Genomic DNA, 15,047 nt, shown 5'->3' on the forward strand with positions numbered 1-15,047 from the left:
AATGGCAAAGAAAATAGCTGGCTACATCAAGTTGCAAATTCAAGCCGGTGCGGCTAACCCGGCTCCTCCGGTTGGTCCTGCCCTTGGTCAACGCGGTGTTAACATCATGGAATTCTGTAAAGCGTTCAACGAGCGTACAAAAGATAAAGCGGGTTACAAACTCCCGACCGTTATCACGGTTTACGCTGATAAAACCTTCTCTTTCATCACAAAGCAGCCTTCAAACACTGCATTGATCATGGAAAAAGCAGGGATCAAAAAAGGGTCTGATAATCCGCTTAAAAACAAAGTGGCGAAAATCACAAAAGCCCAGATCATGGAAATCGTCAAGCAAAAAATGCAAGACATGAACACGGACGATGCCGAATCCGCTGCGCGTACAATCGCCGGATCTGCTCGCTCTATGGGTATCGACGTCGTCGAATAACACATTACTCTTCGACCGCAAAGAGGCTAATCCCTGCGGCAGATTCTAGAAATGGAGAATTCATTATGGCAAGTAAACGCTATAAACAACTAAGTGAAAAAATCGATCTGGCGAAAAGCTACACTGTAGACGATGCGTCAACGGCAATTAAAGAACTCAAATCGGCAAAATTCGACGAGACCGTTGAAATTGCTTTGAACCTCGGTGTAGATCCACGTCACGCTGATCAAATGATCCGTGGTGCGGTTGTGCTTCCACACGGAACAGGGAAAGTGGTGCGTGTCGCCGTTTTCGCAAAAGGCGCAAAAGTGGATGAGGCCAAAGCAGCGGGTGCAGACATCGTCGGTGCCGAAGATCTCGTAGACGAAATCAAAGCGGGCAACATCAATTTCGACATCGTTGTCGCCGCTCCCGATTGTATGGGACTTGTCGGTCAGGTAGGACGTATCCTCGGGCCAAAAGGTATGATGCCGAACCCTAAAACCGGAACCGTTACCGCAGAAGTCGGTAAAGCGGTCAGCAACGTTAAAGGCGGCCAGGTAAACTTCCGTGTTGACAAAAAAGGGAACATCCACGCCGGTATCGGTAAAGTAAGCTTTGATTCGGACAAAATCGCCGAAAACATCAAAGCATTCGTCGGTGCGATCAACCGTGCGAAACCTTCAACGGCAAAAGGCCGTTACATCAAAAACGCGGCGCTCTCATTGACAATGAGCCCCGCGATCAAATTCGATACCCAAGAACTTTTGGATATCCGCTAAACGAACAGCAAAGGCGCAAGCGCCTTTATCTTATGGACTGAAGACAGTAGGGGGCCTGTGCCTTAATCGGTGAATACCGCCCCGCTTGAAGTCATGTCTGGAAAGGAGAAACGATGAACAAAACGCAAAAAGCTGAGATTGTTAACACTCTTACCGAAGAGTTCAAATCGGCAAAAGCAGTCGTTATGTGTGATTATCGCGGTCTCACCGTTGCAGACCTCGAATCATTGCGCAAAATCGCACGTGCTAAAGAAGCGAAAGTACAGGTTGTTAAAAACACCCTTGCGACAATCGCTCTGAATAATGCCGGAATGAGCGGTATCAATATCAAAGATACCAACATTTTCGTATGGGGTGAAGACGCTATCGCCGCTTCAAAAGTTGCTGTTGATTTCGGTAAAGACAACGATAAGTTCGCTATCCGTACCGCATACATCGACGGTGAAGCTGCCGATGAGAAAAAAGTCCGTGCATTTGCTACGCTCCCAGGCCGCGAAGAGTTGCTTGGAATGCTCGCATCTGTCTGGATGGGTCCGGTTCGCAACTTTACGATCGGTCTCGATGCGCTTAAACGCAAAAAAGAAGAAGCGTAATCCTTTTATACAAAAGCATTGCGTCGCTGCCTAGGCAGCAAAAAATAAAAACAGAATATCCATAAGGAGAATACCATGGCTGTAACAAAAGAAGATGTTCTTGAGTTTATCTCAAACCTTTCAGTACTCGAGCTTTCTGAGCTTGTAAAAGAATTCGAAGAAAAATTTGGTGTATCTGCTCAGCCTGTAGCGGTTGCCGGCGGTGCCGTAGCAGCTGTTGCCGCTGAAGAAGAAAAAACTGAGTTCGACGTCATCCTTAAAGACGGCGGAGACAAAAAAATCAACGTTATTAAAGTTGTTCGCGGTCTTACAGGTCTTGGCCTTAAAGAAGCGAAAGACGCGGTTGAAGGCGCACCTACAACTATCAAAGAAGGCGTTGCGAAAGACGTTGCTGAAGCAGCGAAAAAAGAGCTTGAAGAAGCTGGCGCTGTCGTCGAAATCAAATAATCATTCAATGATTGGGGCTTTTGCCCCGCCTCCCACAGGGCACTTTACGGAACAGATTTTTATCTGCTCGGTAAAGTGCCCATACGTCGTTATAGGCTCAGGGACGCCTGAGCTGTAGACTTTGCACTTATCCCTATGGGATCAAAAACTTCGATTGAGGTAGCCTAATGTTAAACACTCTTCACTCCGGAAACCGCTTACGCGTCGATTTCGCGAAAACTCCCCAGCAAATTGAAGTACCTAATTTGTTACAACTCCAACAAAGTTCTTACGAATCCTTTTTGATGTTGGATCAGAAAGATCGCTCAAAAAGCGGTATTGAACGCGTCTTCCAGTCGGTATTCCCGATCCACGACACGCAGAACCGTCTTTCACTCGAATATCTCGGTTCCGAAGTAGGACGCCCCAAATACACCGTACGCGAATGTATGGAACGCGGATTGACCTATTCGGTATCGCTTCGCATGAAAACACGCCTGGTGATCTGGGACCGCGACGAAAACACTAAAGAGAAAACCGGTGTCAAAGACATCAAAGAGCAGACGATTTTCATCCGCGACATCCCCCTGATGACGGACCGTACGTCGTTCGTCATCAACGGCGTCGAGCGCGTTGTCGTCAACCAGCTTCACCGTTCGCCCGGTGTTATCTTCAAAGAAGAAGAATCGACTACTGCGGGTAGCAAACTCATTTTTACAGGTCAGATCATCCCCGACCGCGGTTCGTGGCTCTATTTTGAATACGATCCCAAAGACATTCTTTACATGCGCATCAACAAGCGTCGTAAAGTTCCCGTCACGATCATGTTCCGGGCCCTTGGGTACAGCAAGCAGGACATTCTCAAAATGTTCTACCCGCTGCAGAAAATCCGTGTAGAAGAGAACAAGTACCTGATGGATTTCGATCCCGAGCAGTTCGCAGGGCGCCTCGGCTACGATCTCGTCGATGCGGACGGTAAGCTTCTTGTTGCCGCCGGTAAACGTCTTTCTGCCAAAAAAGCGGAAAAACTGATTGCTGAAGGGGTCAAATCGATCCAGTATCCGATCGAGACCCTGATCGAACGCCACCTTGCAGAGCCGATCATCGACGCGGTCAGCGGGGAAGTGATGTTCGACACGATGACACAGCTGGATGAAACCAAGCTGCGTAAAATGGCCGATGCCGGCGTTAACGAGTTCATCATCGCCAACGACCTCGCCGAAGGTCACGACAGTGCGATCATCAATGCGTTCATCGCTGATGCCGATTCGCTCAAACTGCTCAAACAGACCGAAGAGATCGAAGACGAGAACGACCTTGCGGCGATCCGTATCTATAAAGTCATGCGCCCCGGCGAGCCGGTCACCAAAGAAGCGGCGAAAGTATTCGTCAACCAGCTCTTCTTCGACCCTGAGCGCTACGATCTGACCCGCGTCGGACGGATGAAAATGAACCACAAACTGGGCCTGAACGTTCCCGAATATGTGACCGTTCTGACACATGAAGACATTATCAACACCGTCAAATACGTCGTTAAAGTCAAAAACGGCCAGGGACATATCGATGACCGTGACCACCTCGGTAACCGTCGTATCCGTTCTATCGGCGAGCTTCTCGGAAACGAGCTGCACAACGGTCTGGTCAAAATGCAAAAAGCGATCAAGGATAAGCTCTCTACGATGAGCGGCCCGACGACCGAACTGATGCCGCACGATCTGATCAACTCGAAAATGATCACCAGCACGATCATGGAATTCTTCAGCGGCGGACAGCTCTCACAGTTTATGGACCAGACGAACCCGCTTTCTGAAGTAACCCATAAACGCCGTCTTTCGGCTCTTGGTGAGGGCGGTTTGGTTAAAGAACGTGCCGGATTCGAAGTGCGTGACGTTCACCCGACCCACTACGGCCGTATCTGTCCGATCGAGACTCCGGAGGGTCAGAACATCGGTCTGATCAACACCCTCGCGACCTATTCGAAAGTCAATGAGCACGGGTTCATCGAAGCGCCGTACAACGTCGTCAAAGACGGTGTCGTCACCGGCGAAGTCGTGTATCTGACCGCGACGCAGGAAGAGGGGAAAATCATTGCCGCAGCATCCAGCCGCGTCGATGAAAACGGAAACTTCCTGGATGACCTGGTAGAGATCCGCCAAGACGGCGAGATCATGCTCAAGTCACCTAAAGAGTGTGAACTGCGTGACCTTACGCCGCACATGGTCGTCGGTGTCGCCGCGAGCCTTATTCCGTTCCTTGAACACGACGACGCGAACCGTGCGTTGATGGGATCGAACATGCAGCGTCAGGCGGTTCCTCTGCTCCGTCCCGAAGCACCTATGGTCGGAACCGGGGTTGAAAAACTCGTTGCCCGCGATTCGTGGGAGTGTGTCAAAGCCGAACGCAGCGGTGTGGTCGAAAAAGTTGACGCCAAACACATCTACGTGATGGGCGAAGACGAAGACGGAACGTTCATCGATTACTATCCGTTGCAGAAAAATCTCCGTACCAACCAGAATACCACCTTCATGCAGCGCCCGACCGTCAAAGCGGGACAGGTTGTCCAGAAAGGGCAGATCATCGCCGATGGTCCGAACATGGACAAAGGGGAACTGGCACTGGGGATCAACGCGCTCGTCGCGTTCATGCCCTGGAACGGATACAACTTCGAGGATGCGATCGTCATGTCCGAGCGGATGATCCGCGAAGACGCGTTCACTTCGGTTCACATCTACGAAAAAGAGGCCGAAGCGCGTGAACTCAAACACGGGGTCGAAGAGATCACCCGCGATATCCCGAACGTCCGTGACGAAGAACTTGCCCACCTTGATGAGAGCGGTATCGTCAAAATCGGTACCTACGTCAAAGGGGGAATGATCCTCGTCGGTAAAGTATCGCCCAAGGGTGAAGTGAAACCGACTCCCGAAGAGCGCCTCCTGCGTGCCATCTTCGGTGAAAAAGCGGGTCACGTCGTCAACAAATCGCTCTACTGTACGCCGAGTATGGAAGGGGTGGTCGTCGACGTCAAAGTGTTCACCAAAAAAGGGTATGACAAAGATCCTCGTACCCTCGAACTCGAAAAACAAGAGCGCGACGAGCTTGAGCGCGAGCATTACGACCGCCTGCTCATGATCGATAAGGAAGAGATGCTCCGTATCGTCTCGTTGTTGACCAAACATCCGCTGATCAGCGACGTCAGCGTCAACGGCGTCGAGTACAAAGCGGGCCAGAACGTCAAAGCCGAAGACCTCAAAGAGGTAAACCGTTTTGCGATGAACAACATCGTCAAAGCGTTCAGCGACGACGTCCAGGAAAAATACAACCAGACGAAGAACCACTTCCAGAAAGAGAAGAAAAAATTCCGCGACGAGCACGAAGAGAAGCTTTCGATCCTGGAAAAAGACGACATCCTTCCCAACGGCGTCGTCAAATACGTCAAGGTGTACATTGCTACCAAGCGTAAACTCAAAGTCGGGGATAAAATGGCGGGTCGCCACGGGAACAAAGGTATCGTCTCCACGATCGTTCCCGAAGTCGATATGCCGTACATGGCCAACGGCCGTGCCGTTGACGTGTGTCTGAACCCGCTGGGGGTACCGTCTCGTATGAACATCGGGCAGATCCTCGAGATGCACCTGGGTATGGTCGGGCGTGAGCTGGGCTATCAAATCCAGGAAGTGTTCGAAGCGAAACAAAAAGATTTCATCGCGCAACTGAGAACCAAGATGGTCTCTTTCGCCGACGTTGCCGGACTGATGGACGCCGCTGCGGCTATCGGCGCGATGGATGATGAAACATTGCTCTCCTATGCGCAGGACTGGTCTAAAGGGGTGAAATTCACAACGCCTATTTTCGAAGGGGTCACAGCTGAAGAATTCGGCCGCCTGTTCGAACTGGCCAAACTCGACAATGACGGTAAAATGGAGCTTTACGACGGTAAAACCGGTGAGAAGCTCAAAGAGCGCGTCAACGTCGGATACATGTACATGCTCAAACTCCACCACCTCGTAGACGAGAAAGTCCACGCCCGTTCAACCGGGCCGTACTCTCTGGTCACGCAGCAGCCGGTCGGTGGTAAAGCACTCTTCGGCGGACAGCGTTTCGGGGAGATGGAAGTGTGGGCTCTCGAGGCTTACGGCGCTTCCGCCGTCCTCAAAGAGATGCTGACGATCAAATCGGACGACGTCGACGGACGTGTCCGTGCTTACAAAGCGATCACGAAAGGCGAAAGCGTTCCTGCATCGGGTATCCCCGAAACGCTCTTCGTATTGACCAAAGAGCTCCAGTCTCTTGCACTGGATATTGAGATTTTTGACGAGGTAGATGACAATGAGTAAATTAGTACCGGTTACCGTAACGGAAGAGAATCGTCCGACAGACATCAAACAGCTTCAGTTCCGTCTGGCCTCCCCTGAGAAAATTCTCTCATGGAGCCACGGGGAAGTCAAAAAACCCGAAACGATCAACTACCGCACCCTCAAACCTGAGCGCGACGGGTTGTTCTGTGCCAAAATTTTCGGGCCTGTACGCGACTACGAATGTCTGTGCGGCAAATACAAAAAAATGCGCTACAAAGGCGTCGTGTGTGAAAAATGCGGCGTTGAAGTCACGTCGGCGAAAGTCCGCCGTATCCGGATGGGGCATATCGACCTGGTAACCCCGGTCGCCCATATCTGGTACGTCAGCTCGCTTCCAAGCCGTATCGGAACGCTGCTGGGCGTCAAGATGAAAGACCTTGAACGGGTATTGTATTACGAAGCCTACATCGTCAAACAGGGCGGAGAGGCGTGTTACGACGCCGAACAGAGTTCACCGGTCCTGAAATACGACGTATTGAACGAAGAGCAGTACCGTACCCTCGTACAGCGTTACGGGGATGCCGGTTTCGTTGCCGAAATGGGAGGACAGGCGGTTCGTGATCTCCTGGATGAGCTTGACCTGGTCGACCTTTTTTCATCATTGAAAGAAGAAGTCGCCGCGACGAATTCCGAAGCGAAGCGTAAAACGATCGTTAAACGCCTCAAAGTCATCGAGTCGTTCCTCAATTCCGGGAACAACCCGGCGTGGATGATGCTGACCGCACTTCCGGTACTTCCTCCGGAACTTCGCCCGCTGGTAAGCCTGGACGGCGGAAAATTCGCCGTATCGGACGTTAACGACCTGTACCGCCGCGTCATCAACCGTAACCAGCGTCTCAAACGCCTCATCGAACTTGAAGCGCCCGAAATTATCGTGCGCAACGAAAAACGGATGCTTCAGGAAGCGGTTGACGCGCTGTTCGACAACGGCCGTCGTGCCAATGCGGTCAAAGGGGCTAACAAACGTCCGCTCAAATCGCTCTCTGAAATCATCAAGGGTAAACAGGGGCGTTTCCGTCAGAACCTTCTGGGTAAACGGGTCGACTTCTCGGGCCGTTCGGTTATCGTCGTCGGTCCGAATCTGCGGATGGATCAGTGCGGTCTGCCCAAACAGATGGCGCTGGAGCTTTTCAAGCCGCACCTGATCGCGAAACTCGAAGACAAAGGGTACGCGACGACCGTTAAAGCGGCGAAAAAAATGATCGAAGAGAAAACCAACGAAGTGTGGGAATGTCTGGCCGAGATCGTCGAGGGATACCCCGTCATGCTCAACCGTGCGCCGACGCTTCACAAACTTTCGATCCAGGCGTTCCACCCCAAACTGATCGACGGTAAAGCGATCCAGCTTCACCCGCTCGTCTGTGCGGCGTTCAATGCCGACTTCGACGGTGACCAGATGGCGGTACACGTTCCCCTTTCAGCGGAGGCGATTGCTGAAGCGAAAGTCTTGATGCTCTCGAGCATGAACATTCTTCTTCCGGCTTCGGGGAAAGCGATCGCAACCCCGTCTCAGGATATGGTCTTGGGTCTGTATTACCTTACCCTGGCCAAAAACGAAGCGAAGGGATCGAACAAACTTTTCAGCAATGTTGATGAGATCATGGTCGCACTGGAACACAACGCGCTGGATCTGCACGCCAAAGTACGTACCCGCGTCGAGGGCCGGATGATCCATACGACGGCTGGCCGGATGATCCTCAAATCGATCCTCCCCGATTTCGTTCCGGTCGAACTGTGGAACGTCGTCATGAAAAAGAAAAACATCTCCGCGCTCGTCGACTACGTCAACAAGCACGGCGGCGTGGCCGTAACGGCCGGATTCCTGGACGACCTCAAAAATCTCGGTTTCCGTTATGCGACCAAGTCGGGGGTATCGATTTCGATCGCCGACATCATCATCCCCGAAGCAAAAGAGGGGCTGATCAACGCATCGAAAAACCGTGTCAAAGAGATCCAGAAGCAGTTTGAAGCGGGTCTTTTGACGGAGCAGGAACGTTACAACAAAATCATCGACGTCTGGACCGATACGAACAATACGGTTGCCGGCGGCATGATGGAACTGATCCAGAGCGACAAAGAAGGTTTCAACTCGATCTTCATGATGGCCGACTCGGGTGCACGGGGTTCTGCGGCGCAGATCCGTCAGCTCGCCGGTATGCGGGGACTTATGGCGAAACCGGACGGTTCGATCATCGAAACACCGATTATTTCGAACTTTAAAGAGGGGCTGAACGTTCTTGAGTACTTCATTTCGACCCACGGTGCCCGTAAAGGTCTGGCGGATACGGCTCTGAAAACGGCGAACGCCGGTTACCTGACCCGTAAACTCGTCGATGTCGCGCAGAACGTTAAAATCGTCGAACACGACTGCGGCACGCACGAAGGGATCGAAATTACCGATATTTCCGTCGGTAACGAACTGATCGAGCCGCTCGAAGACCGTATCTACGGACGGGTTCTGGCCGAAGACGCGATCGACCCGATCACCAACGAGATCCTTTACTCCGAAGGGACGCTGATCGATGAGATCATGGCATCCAAAATCGTTGAAGCGGGTATCAAGGCGGTCCAGATCCGTACTCCGACAACGTGTAAATCCGAAGGGGGCGTTTGTGCACTGTGCTACGGCCTCAACCTCGGAACCGGTCAAATCGTCAAGAAAGGGGAAGCGGTCGGTATCGTCGCGGCCCAGTCGATCGGGGAACCGGGTACGCAGCTGACCCTTCGTACCTTCCACGTCGGGGGAACCGCATCAAGCACCCGCGAAGAGCGCCAGGTCATCGCATCCAAAGAAGGTTTCATCCGTTATTACAACATGAAAACCTATACCTCCAAAGAGGGTAAAAACATCGTTGCGAACCGTCGTAACGCCGCGATCTTGCTCGTAGAGCCGAAAATCAAGGCTCCGTTTGCGGGAACGGTGGAAATTCAGACGATTCACGACGAGGTGATCGTCAGTGTCAAAGGCGAGAGCCAGACGGTACGCTACACACTCCGTAAAAACGAAGTGGCCAAACCGAACGAACTGGCCGGTGTCAGCGGCAAGATCGAAGGGAAATTCTATCTGCCGTATGAAAACGGCGCCAGCGTCAAAGAGCACGAATCGATCGTCGAAACGATCAAAGACGGCTGGAACGTTCCCAACCGTATCCCGTACGCTTCGGAAATCCAGGTCAAAGACGGTGCCCCGGTAACGCAGAAAATCTATGCCAAAGAGAAAGGGACGGTTAAATACTACCTCCTCAAAGGCGATTACCTCGAGCGTCACCACGAGATCGCCAAAGGGTACAGCGTTGAAGAAAAAGGGCTCTTCGCCGTCGTCGCCGATGCGGACGACCGCGAAGCGATCCGTCACTACATTGCCCGCGGATCGATCATCGAGATCAACGACAACGAAAGCGTCAAAGCCGACACCCTGTTGGCGAAACCGCTCAAAGAAGAGTCGATCGTGATCGCCGAATGGGATCCGTATTCGAACCCGATCATTTCCGAAACCGACGGTGTCGTGACGTTCGAAGACATTATCCCGGGCGTCACCGCATCCGAGCAGTTCGACGAACTGACGGGTAAAACGCGTCTGATGATCAACGAATACGTTGCTCCGGAGTTTAAACCGGCGATCGTTCTCGCTTCGGCGGACGGTTCAATCATCCGTTATGCGGTTGAGCCGAAAACGGCAATCTTCGCGCAGGACCGTGCTGAAGTGAAAGTGGCCGACATTCTGGCCCGTACGCCGAAAGCGCTTCAGAAATCGCGCGACATTACCGGGGGTCTTCCACGGGTTTCCGAGCTTTTCGAAGCGCGTAAACCCAAAGAGGTCGCCCTCATCGCCGAGCTCGACGGTGTGGTCAGCTTCGGCAAGCCGCTCCGTGGTAAAGAGCGTATCATGATCACGTCTGAAAACGGTATGATCAAAGAGTACCTTGTCGATAAAAACCTGAGTATCCTTGTTCATCCGGGCGAGTTCGTTCACGCCGGCGAGCGTCTGACCGACGGTATCGTCAGCTCGCACGAGATCCTGAGAATCCTCGGGGTTAAAGCGCTGTACAACTACCTGGTGAGCGAAGTTCAGCAGGTTTACCGCCGCCAGGGGGTTAACATCGCCGACAAGCACATCGAGGTGATCTTCACCCAGATGCTCCGCCAGGTGAAAATTCTCCGCTCGGGCGACACGAAGTTCATCGAAGGCGACGTCGTCAGCAAAGCGCAGTTCAAAGTCGAGAACGAAAAAATCCTCCGCCTCGGCGGGGAACCGGCAATTGCCGAGCCGTACCTCGTGGGTATCACCCGCGCGGCGGTCAGCGCCGACTCGATCATCTCGGCCGCGTCGTTCCAGGACACGACCAAAGTTCTTACCGAAGCGGCGGTCGCGGCAAAAATCGACGACCTGACCGATCTCAAAGAGAACGTTATCATCGGCCGCACCATCCCGGTCGGTACCGGTATCTACAAAGACCAAAAAATCCAGTTTGGCGAATAATTTCGGCGGCATCGGCCGCTGAACCCTCCTTTTTCCTTCTACTTACAAGTTCCTTAAAATAAGCTCCATTTAATTGAAAATCCGGTAGAATTGCGCGTTTATTAGTCCCCTCGTTTGAGTGGATTGAATATTCTACTGGAACAAATTCAATAAAGGAGATTGTGTGCCAACAATCAACCAACTTATTCGTAAAGAGCGTCAGAAGGTGGTTTACAAATCCAAATCACCTGCTTTGGTGTCATGCCCGCAGCGCCGCGGAGTATGTACTCGTGTTTACACCACAACCCCGAAAAAACCGAACTCGGCTCTTCGTAAAGTCGCTAAAGTTCGTTTGACTTCAGGGTTCGAGGTCATCAGTTATATCGGTGGGGAAGGCCACAACCTGCAGGAGCACTCGATCGTTCTCGTTCGCGGCGGCCGGGTAAAAGACCTTCCGGGGGTTAAATACCACATCGTTCGTGGTGCACTCGATACTGCGGGTGTTAAAGATCGTAAAGTTTCTCGTTCTAAATACGGAACGAAAAAACCTAAGGCTAAGTAATTAGTCACTAAACCGACAAAATCCGGTTGATGATGACCGTATTTTGAGTAAATGAAAACCATTGAAGGAAAAGTAAAATGAGAAGAAGAAAAGCGCCCGTTCGCGAAATTATGCCCGACCCGATCCACGGTTCAAAAGTATTGACAAAGTTCATCAACAAACTCATGTGGGACGGTAAAAAAAGCGTCGCCGAGAAAATCATGTACGGTGCTTTGGATATCATCAGTTCACGTGGTGAAAAAAGCGGTATCGACGTATTCAACGCCGCAATCGATAACATCAAACCCGTTATCGAAGTAAAAAGCCGCCGTGTGGGTGGAGCGACCTACCAAGTTCCAGTAGAAGTACGCCCTGTCCGCCAGCTTTCTTTGGCGATCCGTTGGTTGACGGATGCAGCGCGCAAACGCAACGAGCGTACAATGGCCGAGCGTTTGGCTAATGAATTGATGGATGCTGCCAGCGATAAAGGTACAGCGTTCAAGAAAAAAGAAGATACGTACAAAATGGCAGAAGCGAACAAAGCGTTCGCTCACTACCGCTGGTAAGATTTTTCTCAAACTGACGTCGTCCTCTCCGGGAGACGTCGTTCGTCAAGCACTGAAAGGGGACCTTTCTTCTTTCCGCGCTTGTCTTTAATATTTAACCAAACACACTAAGGCTGTTATCATGGCAAGATCCCATAAACTTGAAGACGTAAGAAACATCGGTATCGCCGCTCACATCGACGCGGGTAAAACGACTACTACCGAGCGTATTTTGTTCTACACCGGTATTTCACACAAAATCGGTGAGGTTCACGAAGGTGCCGCCACCATGGACTGGATGGAGCAGGAGCAGGAGCGCGGTATTACGATTACATCGGCTGCGACCACTTGTGAATGGCGCAAAAAACAGATCAACATCATCGACACTCCGGGCCACGTTGACTTCACCATCGAAGTTGAGCGTTCTATGCGTGTTCTTGACGGTGCCGTTGCGGTATTCTGTGCGGTCGGCGGCGTTCAGCCCCAGTCAGAAACGGTATGGCGTCAGGCAAACCGTTACGGTGTTCCCCGTATCGTATATGTCAATAAAATGGACCGTATCGGTGCCGATTTCTACAACGTAGAGAGCCAGATCACCGAGCGTCTTAAAGCGCGTCCGGTTCCCATTCAAATCCCTATCGGTCAGGAAGATGCTTTCAAAGGGGTTGTTGACCTCGTTAAAATGAAAGCTATCCTCTGGGACGACGATGCGGCGATAGGTTCAAACTACCGAGAGGAAGAGATTCCTGCCGATTTGTTGGAGAAAGCCGAAGAGTATCGTGCAAAAATGATCGAAGCGGCGGCCGAGGGTGACGAATCTTTGATGGAGAAATACTTCGAAGAGGGCGAACTGACGACCGAAGAGATCATGCGCGGTATCAAAGCGGGATGTCACAAAATGGAGATCATCCCGATGGTGTGCGGTACGTCGTTCAAAAACAAAGGGGTTCAGACGCTTCTGGATGCCGTTGTCGATTACCTCCCATCACCTCTGGAAGTTGCACAGATCCGCGGTACGAAAGAAGACGACGAGGAAGCCGAAGTTATCGTTAACTCGACTGACGATGAGCCGTTTGCCGGACTGGCGTTCAAAATTATGACCGACCCGTTCGTCGGACAGCTCACCTTCGTACGTATGTACCGCGGTATCCTCGAATCGGGGTCGTACGCGATCAATACCACCAAAGGTAAAAAAGAGCGTATCGGACGTATCGTTAAAATGCACGCGAACAAACGTGAAGAGATCAAAGCGCTCTACGCGGGTGAAATCGGTGCGGTTGTCGGTCTTAAAGACACCACGACGGGTGATACCCTGTGTGACGAGAAAGATCGCGTTATCCTCGAGCGTATGCACTTCCCTGAGCCGGTTATCTCCGTTGCGGTAGAGCCGAAAACGAAAGCCGACCAGGAAAAAATGGGTATCGCTCTGGGTAAACTGGCTGCGGAAGACCCTTCTTTCCGTGTTCACACGGACGAAGAGACAGGTCAGACGATCATCAGCGGTATGGGTGAACTTCACCTCGAGATCCTCGTTGACCGTATGTTCCGTGAGTTCAAAGTCGAAGCGGAAGTGGGTGCTCCTCAGGTAGCGTACCGCGAAGCGATCCGCAACGAAGTCAACCAGGAATACAAATACGCGAAACAATCAGGCGGACGCGGTCAGTTCGGTCACGTTTACCTTCGCGTCAAACCGGGTACTCCGGGAACCGGTTTCGTATTCCACAACGAAATCAAAGGTGGGGTTATTCCGAAAGAGTATATCCCTGCGGTTGAAAAAGGGTGTGCGGAAGCGATGCAAAAAGGTGTCCTCGCCGGTTATCCGATCGAAGATATCGAAGTGGCCGTTTACGACGGTTCGTACCACGAGGTCGACTCATCCGAAATGGCGTTCAAACTTGCCGCTTCTATGGGTTTCAAAGAGGCTGCGCGTAAAGCCAACCCTTGTATCCTTGAGCCGATGATGAAAGTCGAAGTTGAAGTTCCAGAGAACTTCATGGGTGACGTTATCGGTGACCTTAACCGCCGCCGCGGCCAGGTTAACAACATGGGTGACCGTTCCGGTAACAAAATCGTTAACGCGTTCGTTCCGCTCTCAGAAATGTTCGGTTACTCTACCGACCTTCGTTCGGCAACTCAGGGTCGCGCAAGCTACTCTATGGAATTCGATCACTACGAAGAAGTTCCACGCAACGTTGCGGACGAAATCATCAAAAAACGTAACAGCTAAGGCCGTTACGCCCCTTTTTGCGCCCCCGGGCGCATTTCTTTCCTCTTTTATTCAACTCTCCAGGAACTTTCCATCAGCAACAGATCGCCGCTGTAAATACGTCCGACAAATTCATCTCCGAGATTGTACGATGCTACCCCTTTGGGCGTGCCGCTCATGATGATATCACCGTCTTCGAAACTCATGAAACTTTTGATCTCCTCGATCATATCAAGCGGTTTGTAGATCATCAACTCATAGGTCGCTTCCTGCGCTAAGGCGCCGTTGATGTGGAGCGTCATGCGAAGGGATTCGAGCGGCCCGCTGAAAGGGACGAACTCTCCCAGTACCGCCGAACCGTCGAACCCTTTGGCCCGTTCCCACGGCAACCCCTTGGTTTTGAGGTGGTTTTGTATCTGTGCTTTGGTGAGGTCAAGGCCGAAACCGACTCCCGCGATCGCCCCGCCCATCATCAGAAAGCAGATCTCCCCTTCGAAGCGGGTATCGTCGGAGATGAAGCGGAGCGTACCCGTGACGGCGGAGTTGGGCTTGTTGAAAACGACCATCGACGAGGGGATCTCGTTCCCCAGCTCATGGATGTGCTCGACGTAGTTGCGGCCGATGCAGACCACTTTGGACGGGGTGCATAGCCGCTCGGCAAAACGGACGGTATTCATGTTGATCTCGCATTAATAGTCTATTGAATTCTTCGTGGTATGATAGCGTATCTATTG

The 15,047-nt window shown here is 51.9% G+C and carries 10 protein-coding genes; 9 read left to right on the top strand and 1 reads right to left on the bottom strand.

All coding sequences use genetic code 11. The features are described 5' to 3' along the window. Position 1: 1 nt before the first annotated feature. The 9 genes from rplK (at position 2) to fusA (ending at position 14,334) form a co-directional block, all read left to right on the top strand. Complete coding sequence (rplK, locus tag E0765_RS12120; protein ID WP_132813486.1) at positions 2 to 427, top strand: 50S ribosomal protein L11; 426 nt, start codon at positions 2 to 4, stop codon at positions 425 to 427. Positions 428 to 492: 65 nt separating this feature from the next. Continuing rightward, positions 493 to 1,188 carry a 50S ribosomal protein L1 gene (gene rplA / locus E0765_RS12125; RefSeq protein WP_132813487.1) on the top strand — a complete coding sequence of 232 codons (696 nt, stop codon included), beginning with the start codon at positions 493 to 495 and terminating at the stop codon, positions 1,186 to 1,188. Between the two features lie 113 nt (positions 1,189 to 1,301). After that, entirely contained in the window at positions 1,302 to 1,781 is a 480-nt protein-coding gene (rplJ, locus tag E0765_RS12130) for a 50S ribosomal protein L10 (RefSeq protein WP_132813488.1), read from the top strand. Between the two features lie 75 nt (positions 1,782 to 1,856). Next, positions 1,857 to 2,228, top strand: a complete 372-nt coding sequence (gene rplL / locus E0765_RS12135; RefSeq protein ID WP_132813489.1) for a 50S ribosomal protein L7/L12 — start codon at positions 1,857 to 1,859, stop codon at positions 2,226 to 2,228. 167 nt (positions 2,229 to 2,395) lie between these two features. After that, positions 2,396 to 6,541 (top strand): DNA-directed RNA polymerase subunit beta, encoded by a 4,146-nt coding sequence (rpoB, locus tag E0765_RS12140; protein ID WP_132813490.1) that lies wholly within the window; start codon positions 2,396 to 2,398, stop codon positions 6,539 to 6,541. Next, positions 6,534 to 11,042 carry a DNA-directed RNA polymerase subunit beta' gene (gene rpoC, locus E0765_RS12145; protein ID WP_132813491.1) on the top strand — a complete coding sequence of 1,503 codons (4,509 nt, stop codon included), beginning with the start codon at positions 6,534 to 6,536 and terminating at the stop codon, positions 11,040 to 11,042. The genes rpoB and rpoC overlap by 8 nt, the downstream gene beginning before the upstream one ends. A 163-nt stretch (positions 11,043 to 11,205) precedes the next feature. After that, positions 11,206 to 11,583, top strand: coding sequence for a 30S ribosomal protein S12 (rpsL, locus tag E0765_RS12150; RefSeq protein ID WP_132813492.1), 378 nt, complete (start codon positions 11,206 to 11,208; stop codon positions 11,581 to 11,583). Positions 11,584 to 11,660: 77 nt separating this feature from the next. Beyond that, a complete protein-coding gene (gene rpsG, locus E0765_RS12155) occupies positions 11,661 to 12,128 on the top strand; it encodes a 30S ribosomal protein S7 (protein ID WP_132813493.1) in 468 nt (155 codons plus the stop codon). 121 nt (positions 12,129 to 12,249) lie between these two features. Continuing rightward, complete coding sequence (gene fusA, locus E0765_RS12160) at positions 12,250 to 14,334, top strand: elongation factor G (RefSeq protein ID WP_132813494.1); 2,085 nt, start codon at positions 12,250 to 12,252, stop codon at positions 14,332 to 14,334. A gap of 47 nt (positions 14,335 to 14,381) precedes the next feature. Here the strand turns inward: fusA and E0765_RS12165 are convergent, their stop codons facing one another. After that, positions 14,382 to 14,990 (bottom strand): fumarylacetoacetate hydrolase family protein, encoded by a 609-nt coding sequence (locus tag E0765_RS12165; protein WP_132813495.1) that lies wholly within the window; start codon positions 14,988 to 14,990, stop codon positions 14,382 to 14,384. Positions 14,991 to 15,047: the final 57 nt, after the last annotated feature.

This window comes from Sulfuricurvum sp. IAE1 (genome assembly GCF_004347735.1).
In the GTDB taxonomy this organism is placed as follows: domain Bacteria; phylum Campylobacterota; class Campylobacteria; order Campylobacterales; family Sulfurimonadaceae; genus Sulfuricurvum.

Bases quoted from the DNA above. Each gene is read 5' to 3' on its own strand.
- rplL (WP_132813489.1), top strand. From the start codon at position 1,857: ATGGCTGTAACAAAAGAAGATGTTCTTGAGTTTATCTCAAACCTTTCA.
- rplA (WP_132813487.1), top strand. From the start codon at position 493: ATGGCAAGTAAACGCTATAAACAACTAAGTGAAAAAATCGATCTGGCG.
- rpoB (WP_132813490.1), top strand. From the start codon at position 2,396: ATGTTAAACACTCTTCACTCCGGAAACCGCTTACGCGTCGATTTCGCG.
- rpsG (WP_132813493.1), top strand. From the start codon at position 11,661: ATGAGAAGAAGAAAAGCGCCCGTTCGCGAAATTATGCCCGACCCGATC.
- rplJ (WP_132813488.1), top strand. From the start codon at position 1,302: ATGAACAAAACGCAAAAAGCTGAGATTGTTAACACTCTTACCGAAGAG.
- rpoC (WP_132813491.1), top strand. From the start codon at position 6,534: ATGAGTAAATTAGTACCGGTTACCGTAACGGAAGAGAATCGTCCGACA.
- E0765_RS12165 (WP_132813495.1), bottom strand. From the start codon at position 14,990: ATGAATACCGTCCGTTTTGCCGAGCGGCTATGCACCCCGTCCAAAGTG.
- fusA (WP_132813494.1), top strand. From the start codon at position 12,250: ATGGCAAGATCCCATAAACTTGAAGACGTAAGAAACATCGGTATCGCC.
- rplK (WP_132813486.1), top strand. From the start codon at position 2: ATGGCAAAGAAAATAGCTGGCTACATCAAGTTGCAAATTCAAGCCGGT.